Origin of the sequence: Paraburkholderia sp. Tr-20389 (assembly GCF_017104565.1) — a bacterium.
Lineage (GTDB): Bacteria > Pseudomonadota > Gammaproteobacteria > Burkholderiales > Burkholderiaceae > Paraburkholderia.
The window spans coordinates 422,401-438,630 of record NZ_JAAGPD010000001.1; the positions used below are offsets into that span (position 1 = coordinate 422,401).

Consider the following 16,230-nt stretch of genomic DNA (forward strand, 5'->3'; position numbering starts at 1 on the left):
GCCTGTGCCGGCGCTTCAGCAGCGTCGCATCGGCACTCAGTTCGGCGCTTTCACCTCGTATAGCTCGAGCGGAAGACCATCCGGATCCGCGAAAAAGACGAAGCGCCTGTTTGTGTATTCGTCGATACGCACGGCTTCAACCGACACACCTTTCGATTCAAGCAACGCTTTGCACGCGTCGACGTCGTCGACGCCAAAGGCAAGGTGACGCAAGCCACACGCTTCCGGATAGGACGGTCGCGCGGGAGCATCGGGAAACGAAAACAGCTCGATCTGCGATCCGTCTGGAAGCATGAGATCGAGTTTGTACGATTGTCGATGCTCCCTATAGTGCTCTGCCACGATCTGGAGGCCGAGGATCTCCGTGTAGAAGCGGCGAGACACCTCGTAATTCGAGCAAATGATAGCGGCGTGATGAATGTGGAGAAGCATGATGATGTCCTGCTGATGATCTGAAACGGACTGTACCGACCTTGCGGCCGTACCCGCAAGCCCTGGCCTTTCCTCATCGCACACTACGCGCGGCGCCTATAGCCGGATTTGAGCGCGTTCACGACAAGTTCCACCGCCCGTGATGATTTGCGGCGGCTCGGATAGTAGACATGATGCCCCGTAAACGTGGGAAACCAGTCTTCCAGCACGTAACCCAGCCGTCCGGCTTCAACATGCGCCTCAATGAGGTCCTTTGGTACATACGCGAGGCCGAAGCCGGCGAGCGCTGCATCGACCATCTGATACACGTTATTGAATACGAGCTGCCCCTCGACCCTAACCTGCAATTCCCGCCGCCCTTTGCTCAGCTCCCATGACAGCAGGGAATCCCTCGTAGGCAGCCGCAGGTTGATGCAGTTGTGCAATGTCAGGTCCTGCGGCGTCTTCGCCGGTGGTCTTGTCCGCAGATAGCCAGGGGCGCCGACGATAGCCATCGTCATATCCGGCGCAATGCGCACGGCGATCATATCTTTAGCAACCTGGTCGCCCAGCCGCACGCCGATGTCGTAGCGATCCGCGACGATGTCCGACAGGCCGTAGTCGTTCACGAGTTCGATTTTCAGCGCGGGATACTCGCGCAGTGGCGCCTGCAACCGCGGCCAGACATACGTGTTCGCGGCGTAATCGGTGGTCGTGATTCGCACCGTTCCGGCCGGCTGGTCAGTCAATGCGCGCAGCGATTCAAGTTCCGCCTGGATTTCCTCGAGCCTCGGCCCGATTGAGGCGACCAGCCGTTCACCCGCTTCCGTTGGTGAAACGCTGCGGGTCGTGCGCATCAGCAACGGCAGGCCCATGCGTTCTTCCAGAGCACGTACCGTGCGACTCAACGCCGATTGCGAGACGCCAAGCTGTGCCGCAGCCCGTGTGAAGTTTCGCTCGCGCGCGACTGCCATGAATGCTACGACATCGTTGAAGTTTTCCATCGATTAATGCTCCACAGCATAAGACCATGCCGATATTGCCATCTAGTCGCATGAATCGCCAGCGGTTAGATTAATGGCAGGAGGCTTGACGCCTCGATCACTTGGGAAACAGACATCATGGAACTGAAACGTGCGGGCTCCCAGCCCTCCATAAGAGGCCCCGAAGAATGGTTCACCGGCACGGTGCGTATCGATCCGCTCAACGCTCCGCCCCCGCCCGCACGCGTCTCGTGTGCGAGCGTCACGTTCGAACCCGGCGCGCGCTCCGCGTGGCACACCCATCCGCTTGGCCAGACACTGCTTGTTACGGCGGGATGTGGCTGGACGCAGTGCGAGGGGGAACCGCGCGTCGAGATTCGCGCCGGCGACGTCATCTGGTGCCCGCCCGGACACAAGCACTGGCACGGAGCCACATCGACAACGGCGATGACGCACATCGCCATCCAGGAGGCGCTTGACGGCAAGAACGTTGAATGGCTTGAGAAAGTGACCGACGAGCAATACCTCGGCAGCCACAAGCAGATGTGATGAGGCTCGCCGCAGCCATCGTCGTTTCCGGATTGTCCGGTGTTGCGTCGGCGGCAACCGCTGCTGACGCCGGACAAGCAGGCATAACGGTCGTGCACGGCGGATCTCAGCCCTCTGTGCAGGGCGGTGCTCGCATCAAGCATTGGCACGGCGCAACGTCCGGCACGGGCATGACGCATGTCGCACTGCAGGAGACGCTCGATGGCAACAATGTCAACTGGCTCGAACCCGTCACGGATGAGCAATTCCGCACGCCGTGACGAGAGAATCCGCCGCTTGCTCCGGCTGGTTCCCGTGGCAGGCGCAGTGATCCTCGCCGCATGCGCGCACATCGAAAGGACCGAAACCATGCAAGAACCACCCTCCCTCGCCGACCTGAAATCGGTGTCTCCCGCGTTCGAACGCTACACGACTGAAACCGTACTCGACGGTCTCTGGAAGCGGTCGCAGCTTTCGCCGCGCGACCGCAGCATCGTGACCCTCTCGGTGCTCGTCTCCCGAGGCCAGACCGTCGAGATGCCGTTCCATTTCCGGCTCGCGCTCGATAACGGTGTGAAGCCGGCGGAAATCTCCGAGATCATCACGCACCTGGCCTTCTATTCCGGATGGGCCAACGCGACCGCCGCTTCGGGCGTCGCCAAGAGGATCTTCGACGAGCGTGGCATCGGTGAGAGTCAGGTTCCTCCCGCTGATGTGGCGCGCCTGCCATTGAACGAAGCCGCAGAAAAGCAGCGCGCGCAGACAGTCGCGGAGAACTTTGGCGCGGTCGCACCGGGCGTCGTTCAATACACGACGGACATCCTGTTTCGCGATCTATGGCTGCGTCCAGGACTGGCGCCCCGCGACCGAAGCCTGGTTACGGTGAGCGCCCTCGTCGCAAACGGCCAGGTCGCGCAGATTCCGTATCACCTGAATCGCGCGATGGACAACGGACTCACAAAAGACGAGGCATCCGAAGCACTCACGCAACTGGCTTTTTATGCGGGCTGGCCAAACGTCTTTTCGGCGATGCCGGTATTCAAGGACGTGTTCTCGAAGCGTCCGGGCGTTTGAACGACCCGGTTCAACGCGCGCCCTATCCCGGCGCGCTCCCCCGATCATTGGAGAATCACGCGTATGCCGCACGTCATCGTAAAAGCCTGGCCAGGCAAGACGGAAGAACAGAAGCGACTGCTGGCCGAGGCAATCACCCGCGATGTGATGGAAATCCTCGGCTACCGTGCAGACTCTGTCTCGGTCGCTTTCGAGGAGGTTGCTTCGGAGAACTGGAAGAAGGAAGTTTATATCCCCGACATCGAGGCACGATCCGAAGTGCTTTACAAGAAGCCCGGATACAAAATGTAAAGCATATCGATATGTCTGATTCACATCTAACGGAAGCAGTGGGTCATTCGGTAGTGGCGACGCTGATGCCGGTGATGGCTGCCGTGCTTGCGGGTTTCCTCATCATTGGCGTAGCACTACCGGTACTGCCTTTGCATGTCAGCCATGACCTGGGTTTCGGAACAGTCGTCGTCGGGCTGGTCGCGGGTGCACAGTTCGCGGCGTCGCTCATTTCGCGCGTGTGGGCAGGGTCCTACGCCGACCGACATGGTGCGAAGCGCGGCGTGCTCACTGGCCTGATCGTGGCGGCGGTGTCCGGACTTCTCTACCTTCTTTCACTTGCTTTCGCCGACATGCCGGTGGTTTCCGTCATGGTGCTGCTCGTTGGCCGTGCGGTTCTCGGCGGAGCCGAGAGCTTCATCATCACGGGTGGCGTTGCCTGGGGTCTTGGGCTCGCCGACAAGGAACATGCCGGCAAGGTCATCGCCTGGGTGGGAACGGCGATGTTCGCCGCGATGGCGATAGGTGGTCCCGTTGGGACAACCTTATTTACGTCGTCAGGGTTCGTCGCCATCGCGCTTGTCACGACGGTGCTGCCGTTGATCGTGCTGGCATTCCTGATCCGCACGCGCCCGGTTCCGCCGCATCCTCGCGGGAAGCATTCGTCCTTCAGAACGATCCTGGCTGCGGTATGGCTGCCAGGGTTGGGCGCCGCGCTCGCGAGCATCGGCTATTGCGCCATTTTGACGTTTAGCTCGCTTCTTTATACAGGCATGCATTGGCAGCCGGTATGGATGGCATTTACGGCCTTCGGTGGCGCACTGATCCTGGCACGCACGATCGCGGGACATCTCCCTGACCGTTTCGGCGGTGCGAGAGTCGCACTGATTTTTGTCGTTATGCAGGCAGCAGGTCTTTTGCTGATGTCGCAGGCGAAAACGTCGTTGATCGCGTCTGCTGGGGCGACGCTTGCCGGTTTCGGCTATTCACTCGTTTATCCTGGACTCGGCGTTGAGGCTGTTCGCGGTACAACGCCCCAAAATAGGGGATTGGCAATGGGTCTCTACACCGTCTTTCTCGATGTCGCGATGGCTGCCGGCAGCCCCGCGCTCGGTTGGGTAGGTGGACACGCCGGTCTGGGAGCGGTCTTCCTGGTCAGTGCCGTGGTTGTTCTTTGCACCACCGGCGTAGCCGTCCGCCTGCTTTGCCGCCGTCCGGTAACTCGCTAGTGCGTCTGCAAGTGCTGGCGTGATCATCAACCTTGGGTTGTGAGTCATTCAGTCCACTCAGATCCCCTCACCTTGGGACGGGCTGAAGTTCAACGGAACAGGCTTCATCACGCAGCGTAAGCGGCCAACGCCTCCAACGGCACGTGCAGATTCTTGTCCTTGGCGAACGCTTCCATCACGTAGTCAAGCGTTGCCTGCACGCGTGGCGCCATCAATGCCCGATGCGGATACTGCACGACCATCTCGTAGTCCCCAGCATGGTGATAGCGATGAAGAACCACCTTCAACGCGCCAGAGCGGAGGCTTTCCCACGCAAGATGAACGCCAACCTGTCCGATACCCACGCCATCGCGTGCGGCCTGCACGACGGCTTCGGGCGCGGACAACGTCAACACAGCAGCATTCGCAGGATCGAATGTGGTGACGCTGCCGTTTTCCGCGCTGAAACTCCACGGAGACAACTGTCCGCCAAGAAACCGCCGCGCAATGAGCCTATGCGTTCGCAGTTCCTCGGGAGTCTGGGGAATCCCGTGGCGCTCCAAGTAGTTCGGGGATGCGACCAGCACCCTGTTCAGTCGAAATATCGGCCGCGACACCAGGTTCGAATCTCGAATGTCACCGCCCCTTATCACGAAGTCGTAGCCGTCGCGTACGAGGTCAACAACCCTGTCGTCGAAATCGACCTCGACGGACAACGCAGGATAGCGACTCATCAGCCCCGGCAGCACGGGCATCAGTTGCTCGCGTCCGAATGCCCAGCTCGTGGAAATACGGACACGTCCGCTGGGGCCGCCCCGATGCGTTGCGACCGTATCGACGGCTGCATCGAGCGCCGCGAGTGCGACACGGGCCTGGCGAAGGAATGCCTCTCCCTCCTCAGTCAGCTTGATGGTCCGCGTCGTACGGTTCATCAACCGTACTCCCAATGCTTTCTCCAGGCTGGCGACGTTCTTGCTGACTGCGGCAGAGGATATGCGAAGTATTCGACCTGCTGCCGCAAAACTGCCCGCGTCCGCCGCCTGAACGAAAGAGAGAATCGCGCGAACGCGTTGCGATGAGTCCAAGTCGACCTCCGTGGGTTAGCACGCGCCGGGGCATGCAAGGACGCCCTTCGTCGGAAGACGCCATTATCAACCTTAGGTTAAGAGCGGTTCAACCCGCCCGTAGCTTCTGGTTAAACCCGATGACGGCCAGAATGACGGAAATCGACAAACTCATCGCAAAGGACGTATTCCGATGTTGGCAACCATCATCTATGACAGTGGCTACGGCCACACCGAAAAACAGGCACATGCAGTCGCAGAAGGTGTGCGTCGCGTACCGGGAGCCGAAGTGAATCTGGTCGCAGTGACGGACGGTGACATCCCTTGGGAAACGCTTGCCGCCAGCGATGCCATCATTTTCGGTTCACCGACGTACAACGGAACCATCAGCGCCCGCCTCAAGAAATTCATGGAGGACTCGACCCGCACGGCGTGGATACCGCAAACCTGGCGCAACAAGATTGCCGCAGGCTTCACCAACTCCGGGGCCCAGCATGGCGACAAGCTGAACTCGCTGGTGACGATGGCGCTGTTCGCGGCCCAGCACGGAATGATCTGGGTCGGGCTCGATCTGTTTGCAGGACGTGGAGCGGACGAACGGAACCGGATCGGTGGCTGGCTGGGCGCAATGGCGCAATCCGACGATGTATCTCCGGATCTCTCGCCGATCGCCAGCGACCTGGAGACAGCCGCTCATCTTGGCCAGCGTGTCGCCGAGCTGGCAAGCCGGTTCAAGGTCGCTGCCTGACGGCGCACACGAGCAATACGCATCGCCTCGCGCATTTCCGGATCGGAAGGACGATGAGCTTTCACCCTACTGCCGTTTCCATCCGATCGACGCAGTTCTTCCCAGGATTCCCGCCATGAAACTCCTTTGCCTCGATATTCCGCTGCCGGGCAGTAGCCCCGAGAAGTACCAGCCTTATCTGCTGGACGAAACCCGCCATTGCTGGCAACTCTATAAGAGCGGCATTGTGCGAGATATCCATTTCCGTCAGGACCGCCCCGGTGTCGCCATCATTGTCGAATGTGATTCAGTGGATTCCGCAAGAAAGTACCTTGGCGAATTTCCACTAGCCAAGATTGGCTTGATTGATTGGGAAATCATTCCTCTTGGCCCTTTCATGGGCTGGGAAGCACTCTTTGCTTCCGGCCAAACCTGAACGGAATGCATTGAATCCGCCCATCAGCAGGCATCTGCAGTGCAGGCAAGCCATCTCTGGCACGCCGACTCTCTCTCAAGACCCAACGCTCTTCTTTCAGGTGCTACATGGCGACTACTATCCCTGCCTTTCGGCTGAACGCCGATACAGAAATACCAGCCGTCGGATTCGGCACTTACCTGATACAGCCCGACGAAACAGCTGCTGCAGTCGGTGCTGCAATTGCAAGCGGATATCGTCACATCGATACAGCGTCAGTTTACGAAAATGAAGAAGGCGTCGGTGAAGGGATCCGTACCGGCCTGAAAACGACTCGACTGTCTCGCGAAGATATCTTCGTGACCACCAAGCTTTGGCCGGGCAATCCCGGTTGGGGGGAGCGGCCGAAGTCCGAACCGGAGGTACTTGCAGAATTCGATGCGAGCCTTGCGAGACTGGGTCTCGACTATGTCGACCTGTACCTGATTCACTCTCCCCATGGCGGAACACAACGTATCGGACAATGGCGAGCACTCGTGCAATTGAAGCAGGCCGGCAAGGTACGCAGCATCGGTGTCAGCAACTTCAACCAGAAGCATCTGGAAGAACTCAAGGCAACGGGATTGCCAATGCCGGAAGCCAATCAGATCGAGCTTCATCCGTGGTCGCAGAAGCCGGCGTTGATCGCCTGCATGCGAGAAAACAGCATTGCGCCAATCGCTTATAGCAGTCTGGCACCGCTCTCCACCTGGCGAGCCGGCCCCGGGCAGGAGAGCGCCAAAACGGACAAGATGAAGGCGGACAGTCATGTCTTCATCGATATGGCGGCAAAATACGGGGTTTCCGAAGCCCAGCTTCTTCTGCGCTGGGGCGTCCAGAGCGGATATGCAGTACTTCCCAAGAGTTTGAATCCGCAGAGAATGCGTCAAAACCTCGATCTCTTCCGGTTCTCGATCGATAGCGAAGACATGGACCTGATCAAGACCATGGACCGGGGCGACGGCATAGCCTGGTCGATGGGCGACCCGACATCGATTGAGTGAGCGCGAACGGCTCACCTCCGCGCCTGGTTCTGACCAGGCGTCATGAATCGACGTCCATCGCGTCATCGGCTGCGGGGGCTGGTGGCTCCTTACCCAGCCTGCTGACGTTGGCACTCGTCTCCGCCTTTTGGGCTTGCTGCTGCGCAGGCGACAACGAATTCCATTGCTCTTGCGCTTCTGCTTGCTGCTGCTGGATCCTGCCGCCCAATGGCAGTTGGGTGGGAAACTGGCCCGGTGCCCTCGGTTGGCGCGGCGCGTTGTGCATCGGTGGGTTAGACGGATCTGGTCCATGCGGCGCCTGGCCCAGATTCTCGCGATGCCACATGTTCATCATCTGCTGACCCACGAATGGCGAAACGCCCCGGTCGCTTTTTACTCTTTCGATGGGACGATTGGCCGACGCATCTCCGTTCGCGTCTTGTTTTGCGGCCGGCTCTCTTCTCGTCACCTCACCGGTGTTCAGTTTTTCTCCCTTGGTGCCGTCCGTGTTGATATGAACGCGAGGCAGCGGGCTTTCGGCTGAGAACTCAGCCTCACGAGCCTTTCGTAGCTGATCGAGCCTGTTGCCGGCTGCATCCTCGCTGAGCGGACGGAATCTCTCTTGCACGCCGTGCTTGACTGCCGGAGACGTGAATCGATCTTTGCTCGGGTCAACCGGGCTGACGACGCGCTCTCCTCTGGCGTTATAGGGCGAATAAGCTCGCGCAGTCGCATCGAGCAACTCGCTCATATTGGCGTGTTTTTCTGATTTTCCGTCGCTTCCTAATGTGCCTTTTCCCTGTTCGCCCGCTTGATGCATTTCGCGCATCGATGTGAACACCGTATGGGCTGCGGAATCCTTGGCGTAGTCATGCTGCGTGCCATCGTAGAAGGGCTTTGTATGAAACTGCAGCGTCGGAACCTTGTGTTCGTTGACATTGAATCCCGTGGGGGTCGGCTTCGCCTTGCGTCCCAGGATCCTGGTTTCGGCCGAATCTACTTTCTCCACGGCGGAAACGGACGGCGAATGATCACCCGCCTTGGGAGCAGCGGACTTGGAATAAAGTTGATCCGGTGTCGTGCGCATGAATGCGCTTACCGGCGAATCCAGTGGCTTCTCCGGATGCGCGCTGAGGTTTGCCGTGCTTTCCTGTTGTTTCAACTGCTCGCCCGCATTCGCGAGGTTGTTTATTTTGCCCTTGTCGACTTCGGTGATGCCGGAACCCAATGCGCCCATGGACTTCACTTCCTCATTCCACTTCGGCAGGTCCTCTCTTCCGTTGGGCGTACTCTTCCCGGCACCCGATTGCTTCTGCTTCCGCGACGGCGGCATGCCAGGCGGCAGATTGGTCGCTTTGCGCTTCTGCGCGCTGGCCGTCGTGGCTGCAGTTTGACCAGACCCGCTGGCCTGCGTCGTGTGACTCGCGGCGGGAGTCGTACCTTTGACCGAAACCATAGCGAAAGCCTCTCCATAACATGACGGTTTTGAACGTTCATGTTAGGTCTGCCAGACCGGCGATCATGCGGGAAAGTGCTGTGACGTCGCGCCGCGCGAAGTTTTGCTGACACGTGTCAGCCGGCACGGCAGAGGGGTGTCGTTCCGGCGTCCGATCGCGACTTGGTGGAGCGCGCTCTCTGCGCTGCGAGGACGATGTGACTCAGTCGTCGCCGGCCGGATCGGCACTCGCCGACACCTGTTCCCACGCCTGCTCGATCGCCTGCAGTGCGCTCAGCACGATCGAGCGGTTCAGTGCCGCGGCCAGCACGCCGTCACGCTCGGCGTACGCCTCGCATAAGCGCTGATGATCCGCGCAGGAACGCAGCATACGACCCGGCAGAGAAGTGCTGAGGCGGCGCAAGCGATTCGTGCGCATACGCATCGAGTCGAGTACTTCCTTGAAGATGCGGTTGCCGCACACGCGCAGTTCTTCGTCGCGGAAGGCGACGTTCGCCCAGAAATACCCGTCGACGTCGCCTTGCGCGGCCACATCCGCCAGACGTCGATGCGCGCGCCAAAGCGATTCGATATCGTCCTCCGTCGCGCGCTCGACGATCGCCATGGAAACCTGCGCATACAGGATCCCGCGCAACTGATAAATCTCGCGCACATCCTGCAACTGCACGGACGAGACGCGCGGGCGCCGTCGCGGCGACCAGTCGACGAGCCCTTCGCGCGTCAGCACGAACAGCGCTTCGCGCACAGGCGTCCGGCTGACGTTGAAGCGCTTCGCCAGATCGACGGAGTTCAGGTCGTGGCCCGGCAGCAAGCGCCCTTCGATGATGCCGCGCGCCACCCAGTCGACGATCTCGGCAACGGCTGACGCTTCGCCGGACGATGCGTCACTGGCGAACGGTTCGCCGTCTGCATCGAGTGCGCTTCTGTCGACATTCTGGGGCATCGCAGTGTCCTGATGAGGCCCGGCCCAACGGTCCGGCGCCGGCCCCGATTCTATCAAACAGCGGCTTCTGCGCCGTCTCCGGCAAGGCTTGCCGCCGCACGGTGCGAATCCGTAAAGTGTGCACACCTGCAAACCAAACCTTGCGTTCATTGGGTATATTTCGTTAGAGTAAACCTAAACTGTCGACACTTAACTTTTCCGCGTGCGCTTCCGCATGATCGAATACGACGCGACAAAACACGCTCAAACACATCCACGAACTCCCGCCGCTCATCGCCGCGTAGACGACCTTCAGTGCACACACGACCGTCATCTCAACCTGAGGCGCGCGTTTGCGCCGAATCACATCGACTCTCAACCAGAAAAGAAAAGGAGACACTCATGTCCGTCATCGATCGCCGCCGCTTCCTGAAGACGGGAGCCGCCGGCGCCTTCGCCGCAGCGGCCAGCGGCTCGACCGTCTATGCGCAATCGTCCGACGCCGCGAAGGCGGCGCCTGCATCGAATGCGGCGAGCAGCATCAACGCACGCCCGCCGAAGGTCACGCGCATCCTCGCGGAATACATCGTGAAGACGGGCTATCAGGATCTGCCGGCATCCGCGCGCAAAGAGGGAGTACGCACGCTGATGAACTGGGTCGGCGTCGCTGTCGGCGGCTCGCACGACGAGACGGTGAACCGCGCGGTGGCCGCCCTCACCCCGTTCTCGGGGCCGCCGCAGGCGAATCTGCTGGGCCGCACCGAGCGCTTCGACATCATGAACGCGGCGTTCATCAACGGCGTCAGCAGCCATATCTTCGACTACGACGATACGCACCTGAAGACGATCATTCATCCGGCCGGGCCCGTCGTATCGGCGATCCTCGCGTACTCTCAATACCATCCGGTATCGGGCAAGGACTTTCTGAACGCGCTGGTGCTGGGCGTCGAAACGGAACTGCGGATCGGCAATGCGGTATATCCGAATCACTACGATGTCGGCTGGCACATCACGGGCACGTGCGGCGTGTTCGGTTCGGCTGCGGCAACGGGCAAGCTGATGGGCCTGAGCGTCGAACAGATGGTGTGGGCGTTGGGGCTCGCCGCCTCGCAACCGGTCGGGCTGCGCGAATCGTTCGGCTCGATGAACAAGAGCTTCAACCCCGGACGCGCGGCTGCCAACGGCATCTTTGCTGCGCTGCTCGCGGGCCAGAACTACACGAGTTCGGACGGCATGATCGAAGCGAAGCGCGGCTGGGCCAATACGATCAGCACGAAGCAGGACTATCGCGAGATCACGGAAGGGTTGGGCCAGCATTACGAATCGACGCTGAATACGTATAAGCCGTTCGCGTGCGGCATCGTCATTCATCCCGCGATCGACGCGGCGATCCAGCTACGCAATCAATATCATCTGCAGCCAGATCAGATCGAGCGCATCGATCTGCGCGTGCATCCGCTCGTGATCGAACTGACCGGCAAGCAGACGCCGCAGATCGGCCTCGAAGGCAAATTCAGCATCTATCACGCGGTGGCGATTGCCGTGATCGACGGCGCGGCGGGCGAAAAGCAGTTCAGCGACGCGAAGGTGCGCGACCCGGTCACCGTTGCCTTGCGCGAAAAGGTGAATCCGATCGTCGATTCCGCGATCAAGCCGGAGCAGGTGGATATGACGATCACGCTCAAGGATGGCCGCAAGCTGCACAAGTTCATCCAGCATGCGATCGGCAGCACCGAGGTGCCGATGACGGATCAGCAACTGGAGAAGAAGTTTTCCGATCTCTCCGACGGCATCCTGTCGCCGGAGAGGACCCGCGCGCTGATCGACAAGTGCTGGCATGTCGAACAGTTGCAGAGCGCGGCTGAGATCGCATTGGCGGCACTGCCGCACTAGCGCTCGACTGCACCGCCGCCGTTTCGTCGACGAATCGCCGCGACTTCAAGGTCCGCGGCGTTAAACTTGCAGCGTTCCCGTCACTTCGCCTGAGCCGACGCTGCATGGACCTCAAGCAAATCCAGTATTTCATCGCCCTGTTCGAGGACGGCTCCGTGACGCGCGCGGCCAAACGGCTGAACATCGTGCAGCCCGCGCTCAGCATGCAGATTGCGAAGCTCGAAGCGGAACTGGGGCAGACGCTGTTCGAGCGCGGTCCGCACGGCATGACACCTACGGATGCCGCCCGTCTGATGTATCGCCTCTACACGCCGATCATGCGCGACATCGAGCATGCGCGCGTGCAGTTGAGCCGGCAAGACGTGATCGTCACAGGGCGCGTGTCGCTCGGGATGGTGTCGTCGGAAACGGAGAGCGTGCTGGCAGAATCGCTGGCGAAGTTCAACGCGCTGTTTCCTCAAGTGGAGGTGTCCGTCGCGGACGGCTTCAGCGCGCAATTGATAGACGGCGTCGAAGCGGGACGGCTCGACGCCGCCATCATCAACAAGCCGCGCGGACGGCTCGCGCTCGACATGCAACCGCTGCTCGTCGAAGAGATGGTGTTTGTGACAGGACTCGCGTGCCGCGTCGAATTGCCCGAAAGCATCGACCTGTCGAATCCGCCCGCTGTCGAACTCGTGCTGCCGACGCGCCGCAACGGCTTGCGTGGCGCGCTCGATGCCGCGCTGATGGCCGCGAATATCGTCATCAAGCCGACTTTCGAAATCGATCTGCTGAGCACCATCGTGCAGTTCGTCGAGCAGAGCCCCGTCGCGACGATACTGCCGCGCGTCGTCGTGCAGCGCAAAGTGGACGAAGGCACGTTGCGCGCGCACAGAATCGGCACGCCGCCCATTCTTCGGCACATCGTTCAGGTCTCGCATCCGAAGCGGCCCATCGGACCTGCTGCGCAAGCACTGATCGATATCATCGCCGAAGAAATCCGCCGCGTCACGAGAAGCGCGGCGGACGAAGCCTGACAGGCGTCAACCCGTCACTTCGCGTTGCGGCACGGCCGGCTGATCGAGCTTGCCCCGCGTCTCCGGCACGATGAACGCGCCGATCAGGAAGATCACGCTGATCGCGCCGACGAAGATCGCGAGCATCAACGGCAGTTCGCTCGTTTCCTTCGCGACCAGCGAAACAACGGTCGGCATCATGCCGCCTATCGCAAAGCCGATGTTCCATGACAGCCCCGTTCCTGTCGCGCGGATCGCGGTCGGGAAACGCTCGTTGAGGAAAATCAGGATCGGCGCATAACCGGCACTGCCGAGCGCGCTCAGAATGACCGCGTAAATGCCGAGCGTGACGATATCGTTCGCGGTCGGCAGCAACAGATAGATCCCAGGCAATGCAACGAGTCGAATCAGCCCGATCCACACGAACGCACGCTTGCGGCCGATGAACGTGCTGAGATGCCCCGCCGCCACCGAAGCGATCACGACCGCGATACTGCACAGCATCAGGATCGCAGCAGCCGCGCCGTTAGGCGTATGGCTCACCACTTTGAGGAACGTCGGCAGATAGCCCGAGGTGAGGTAATAACCGCTGCCGCCGCCGACCGTCAGCAGCAGATTGACGAACAGGATCGAACGGAAGTCGCGCGAGAACAACGTGCGCAGCGGCGAGCGCACGATTTCGACGGGCGCGTTGCGATGCTGCGCGGCGGCCTTCGCGGCCTTGTCCGCCGCGAGCTTGCGCCACAACGGCGACTCTTCGAGGCTGTTGAACACGAAGAGGCCGAGCACCGAACTGATGATCCCCGTGAAGAACATGCAGCGCCAGCCCCACACTTCGAACTGATGACCCGGAAACAGCGTGGACATCAACAGGTACGTGAGCGACGCGAGCAGCGCGCCCATTCCCGCGCCGCCGCCGCCGATCAGCCCTGACACGGCGCCGCGATATTTCGGCGCGACGGATTCCGTGCCGATCGTATGCGTCGACGCCACCACGCCGCCGACGAACACACCCTGGACGAGACGCAGCAGCAGAAAGACGACGGGCGCGGCCAGACCGATCTGATGCACTGTAGGCAGCGCGCCGAACAACGCCGTCGACACACCGACGCCGACCACGGCGATGATCATCGCGCCCTTACGCCCGTGACGGTCGGCGTAAGAGCCGAACAGCGCGGAGCCGAGCGGCCGCATCAGCAACGTCACCGCGAACGACGCATAGACCGCCGCGAGCGACAGCATCGCATGCTCGGATGGGAAGAACAGGCGCCCGACGACAGGCGCAACGTACAACAGCACGAACAGGTCGAACAGATCGAGTGCCCAGCCGAGACACGAGGCGAACACTGCGCCCATCACCTGCCGCTGGTCGATAGCCGGCACGGCGGCGCTATTTTGCGCTGCTACGGACATCATTCATCTCCTTGAATGGTCACCGGACCATTTCTCTTTTGAATCCGGTGAAAATGGCACCTTGTATCTGCGTGCTCTGGTTGGCGTTAATGAAATGGCTATGGCGTCGGAACAAGCGGCGCGGTTTGCGTCGCGCCTGCCCTGCTCCGTTGCACGACCATCTCGTCGGCGATTTTCTCGGCGATCATGATGGTCGGAATGTTCGTGTTCGCCGACGGCAGCCGTGGCATCAGCGAGGCATCGACCACACGCAGACCGCGTGTGCGATGCACGCGGCCTTGCGTATCGGTGACACTGTCCGCGTTGCGCGCGTCGCCCATGCGGCATGTGCCGCTCGCGTGCCACACGCCGAATACGTTCGCGCGGATGAAGCCGTCGAGTGTCTGCCTGTCTGCGAGCAGCGCGGCCATACGCTGGCCGCGCGTGAAGAAACGTTCGATCAATGCGCGCCTGAAAGGCGCAGGCGCGTCGAGCAGCACGCCGAGCATCGAAGTCAGTAACGCATTGCCCGGTCCCACTCGGCTAAGTGCTTTCACCCGCGCCGAAAACGCGGCGGGGAAGAAATCGCGTTCGTTGCAGCCCAGTCCTGAGGCCTTCACGACTTGCGCGAGCATTCGGACGCCGACTGCAAGCCGTTCGAGATCGCGCGGATCATCGAGCAGATTGAGTTCGACGCGAGGTGCGACGAACGCATCCGAAGAAACGAGCTGCACCCGGCCGCGCGAATAAGGCCGGTTGCACCAGAGAAAGAACAAGCCGAGCCGGTTGCCGAGCGCATGCCACGCAGCGCGCGTCGCACTCGACAGGTAAAGATCGGACACTTCGCTGCCGTCCACGCCGGAACTCACGCGTGCGGCCATCATGCTCGCGCGCCTGCGCGACAACGGCATGCGGAATTGCGGCGCGAGAAAATGGCAGAACGTAAGCGACGGATGGTCCTGCAAGTTGCGCCCGACGCCTTGCAGATCGACACGGCATTCGATACCGAGCGCATCCAGTTCGTCGCGCGGTCCGATGCCGGCACGCAAAAGCATCGCAGGCGACTGCAAAGCGCCCGCGCACAGAATCACTTCGTTCGCGTCGAACTGCACGCGCTCGCCATTGCGCGCGATGGCGACCACACCTTGCGCGACCGCACCCTCCATCACCAGACGCTCGACGCGCAGCTCAGCGAAGATGCGCAGATTGCTGCGCTTGCGCGTCGCTTCATCCAGATACGCGGCGGCCGTCGACACGCGCCGGTCGTCGATATTCGAGAATGCGCCCGGAAAGAAGCCGTCTTCGAACTCGGCATTCTGGTCGCGCAGCATCACGAGGCCTTGCGCGCGCAGCCCTTTTTCGAAGGCGTGACAGAACGGCGGCCAGTCTTCCGGCATGATGCGGCGAATCGGCACCGGGCCATCGCGGCCGTGCAACTCGTCTTCCGGAAAATTCACATCGCGCTCGAGCTTGCGAAAGTACGGCAACACATCGCTCCAGCCCCAGCCCGTTGCGCCATTCGCGGCCCACTCGTCGTAATCGCGCGGCAGGCCGCGATTGGCCGATTGCACGTTGATGCTCGACCCGCCTCCCATCACCTTGCCCTGCTCATAGACGCGCATGGCCGCACCGCGCGTCGCTTGGGCCTTCAATTCAGGCCAGATGTAGGTGTCGCCACAGAAGACGGGCATCGGATAGCTGTCGAGAATCTCGCCGGGCACGGCGCCCGGCGGCGTATCTCTGCCCGCTTCGATCAGCGCGACGCGCAGCGACGGTTCGGCCGACAACCGGTGCGCCAGCACGCACCCTGCCGATCCTCCGCCGACGATCACATAATCGAAGCGTTCCATCAAACTGTCTCCAAACC

Annotated in this window: 16 protein-coding genes and 1 pseudogene; 10 read left to right on the forward strand and 7 right to left on the reverse strand. The window is 61.1% G+C overall.

Features of this window, described 5'->3' with window-relative positions; genetic code table 11:
- Positions 1-36: 36 nt before the first annotated feature.
- Positions 37-432 (reverse strand): VOC family protein, encoded by a 396-nt coding sequence (locus tag G3N95_RS01885; RefSeq protein ID WP_205968732.1) that lies wholly within the window; start codon positions 430-432, stop codon positions 37-39.
- A gap of 83 nt (positions 433-515) precedes the next feature.
- A complete protein-coding gene (locus tag G3N95_RS01890; RefSeq protein ID WP_205968249.1) occupies positions 516-1,415 on the reverse strand; it encodes a LysR family transcriptional regulator in 900 nt (299 codons plus the stop codon).
- A 117-nt stretch (positions 1,416-1,532) separates the two neighbouring features.
- Between G3N95_RS01890 and G3N95_RS01895 the strand changes: the two genes are divergently transcribed.
- From G3N95_RS01895 to G3N95_RS01915, 5 genes and pseudogenes are all read left to right on the forward strand, one after another.
- The gene (locus tag G3N95_RS01895) at positions 1,533-1,943 is read left to right on the forward strand and encodes a cupin domain-containing protein (RefSeq protein WP_205968250.1); all 411 of its coding nucleotides are present in this window, start codon (positions 1,533-1,535) and stop codon (positions 1,941-1,943) included.
- A gap of 137 nt (positions 1,944-2,080) precedes the next feature.
- Positions 2,081-2,203: pseudogene (locus G3N95_RS01900) on the forward strand (cupin domain-containing protein); the annotation flags it as partial.
- The gene (locus G3N95_RS01905; RefSeq protein ID WP_205968251.1) at positions 2,181-2,996 is read left to right on the forward strand and encodes a carboxymuconolactone decarboxylase family protein; all 816 of its coding nucleotides are present in this window, start codon (positions 2,181-2,183) and stop codon (positions 2,994-2,996) included. The pseudogene G3N95_RS01900 and the gene G3N95_RS01905, both read left to right, overlap by 23 nt.
- A 63-nt stretch (positions 2,997-3,059) precedes the next feature.
- Positions 3,060-3,287: a tautomerase family protein gene (locus G3N95_RS01910; protein WP_205968253.1), complete on the forward strand. Its 228-nt coding sequence runs from the start codon at positions 3,060-3,062 to the stop codon at positions 3,285-3,287.
- Between the two features lie 11 nt (positions 3,288-3,298).
- Complete coding sequence (locus tag G3N95_RS01915) at positions 3,299-4,495, forward strand: MFS transporter (protein ID WP_205968254.1); 1,197 nt, start codon at positions 3,299-3,301, stop codon at positions 4,493-4,495.
- Positions 4,496-4,602: 107 nt separating this feature from the next.
- On the opposite strand, the gene G3N95_RS01920 is transcribed toward G3N95_RS01915, so the two are convergent.
- Positions 4,603-5,559, reverse strand: coding sequence for a LysR family transcriptional regulator (locus G3N95_RS01920; protein WP_205968255.1), 957 nt, complete (start codon positions 5,557-5,559; stop codon positions 4,603-4,605).
- A 172-nt stretch (positions 5,560-5,731) separates the two neighbouring features.
- Between G3N95_RS01920 and G3N95_RS01925 the strand changes: the two genes are divergently transcribed.
- The 3 genes from G3N95_RS01925 (at position 5,732) to G3N95_RS01935 (ending at position 7,723) form a co-directional block, all read left to right on the forward strand.
- Positions 5,732-6,286 (forward strand): flavodoxin family protein, encoded by a 555-nt coding sequence (locus tag G3N95_RS01925; protein ID WP_205968256.1) that lies wholly within the window; start codon positions 5,732-5,734, stop codon positions 6,284-6,286.
- A gap of 115 nt (positions 6,287-6,401) precedes the next feature.
- A complete protein-coding gene (locus G3N95_RS01930; protein ID WP_205968257.1) occupies positions 6,402-6,701 on the forward strand; it encodes a superoxide dismutase in 300 nt (99 codons plus the stop codon).
- A 107-nt stretch (positions 6,702-6,808) separates the two neighbouring features.
- Complete coding sequence (locus G3N95_RS01935; RefSeq protein WP_205968258.1) at positions 6,809-7,723, forward strand: aldo/keto reductase; 915 nt, start codon at positions 6,809-6,811, stop codon at positions 7,721-7,723.
- 40 nt (positions 7,724-7,763) lie between these two features.
- On the opposite strand, the gene G3N95_RS01940 is transcribed toward G3N95_RS01935, so the two are convergent.
- Entirely contained in the window at positions 7,764-9,158 is a 1,395-nt protein-coding gene (locus G3N95_RS01940) for a hypothetical protein (protein WP_205968259.1), read from the reverse strand.
- Between the two features lie 202 nt (positions 9,159-9,360).
- The gene (locus G3N95_RS01945; protein ID WP_205968260.1) at positions 9,361-10,101 is read right to left on the reverse strand and encodes a GntR family transcriptional regulator; all 741 of its coding nucleotides are present in this window, start codon (positions 10,099-10,101) and stop codon (positions 9,361-9,363) included.
- Positions 10,102-10,482: 381 nt separating this feature from the next.
- Between G3N95_RS01945 and G3N95_RS01950 the strand changes: the two genes are divergently transcribed.
- Positions 10,483-11,973, forward strand: a complete 1,491-nt coding sequence (locus G3N95_RS01950; RefSeq protein ID WP_205968261.1) for an MmgE/PrpD family protein — start codon at positions 10,483-10,485, stop codon at positions 11,971-11,973.
- A 104-nt stretch (positions 11,974-12,077) separates the two neighbouring features.
- Positions 12,078-12,992, forward strand: coding sequence for a LysR family transcriptional regulator (locus G3N95_RS01955; protein ID WP_205968262.1), 915 nt, complete (start codon positions 12,078-12,080; stop codon positions 12,990-12,992).
- Positions 12,993-12,998: 6 nt separating this feature from the next.
- Here G3N95_RS01955 and G3N95_RS01960 read toward each other — a convergent pair whose 3' ends face one another.
- The gene (locus G3N95_RS01960; RefSeq protein WP_205968733.1) at positions 12,999-14,384 is read right to left on the reverse strand and encodes an MFS transporter; all 1,386 of its coding nucleotides are present in this window, start codon (positions 14,382-14,384) and stop codon (positions 12,999-13,001) included.
- Between the two features lie 98 nt (positions 14,385-14,482).
- The gene (locus G3N95_RS01965; protein WP_205968263.1) at positions 14,483-16,213 is read right to left on the reverse strand and encodes a GMC family oxidoreductase N-terminal domain-containing protein; all 1,731 of its coding nucleotides are present in this window, start codon (positions 16,211-16,213) and stop codon (positions 14,483-14,485) included.
- Positions 16,214-16,230: the final 17 nt, after the last annotated feature.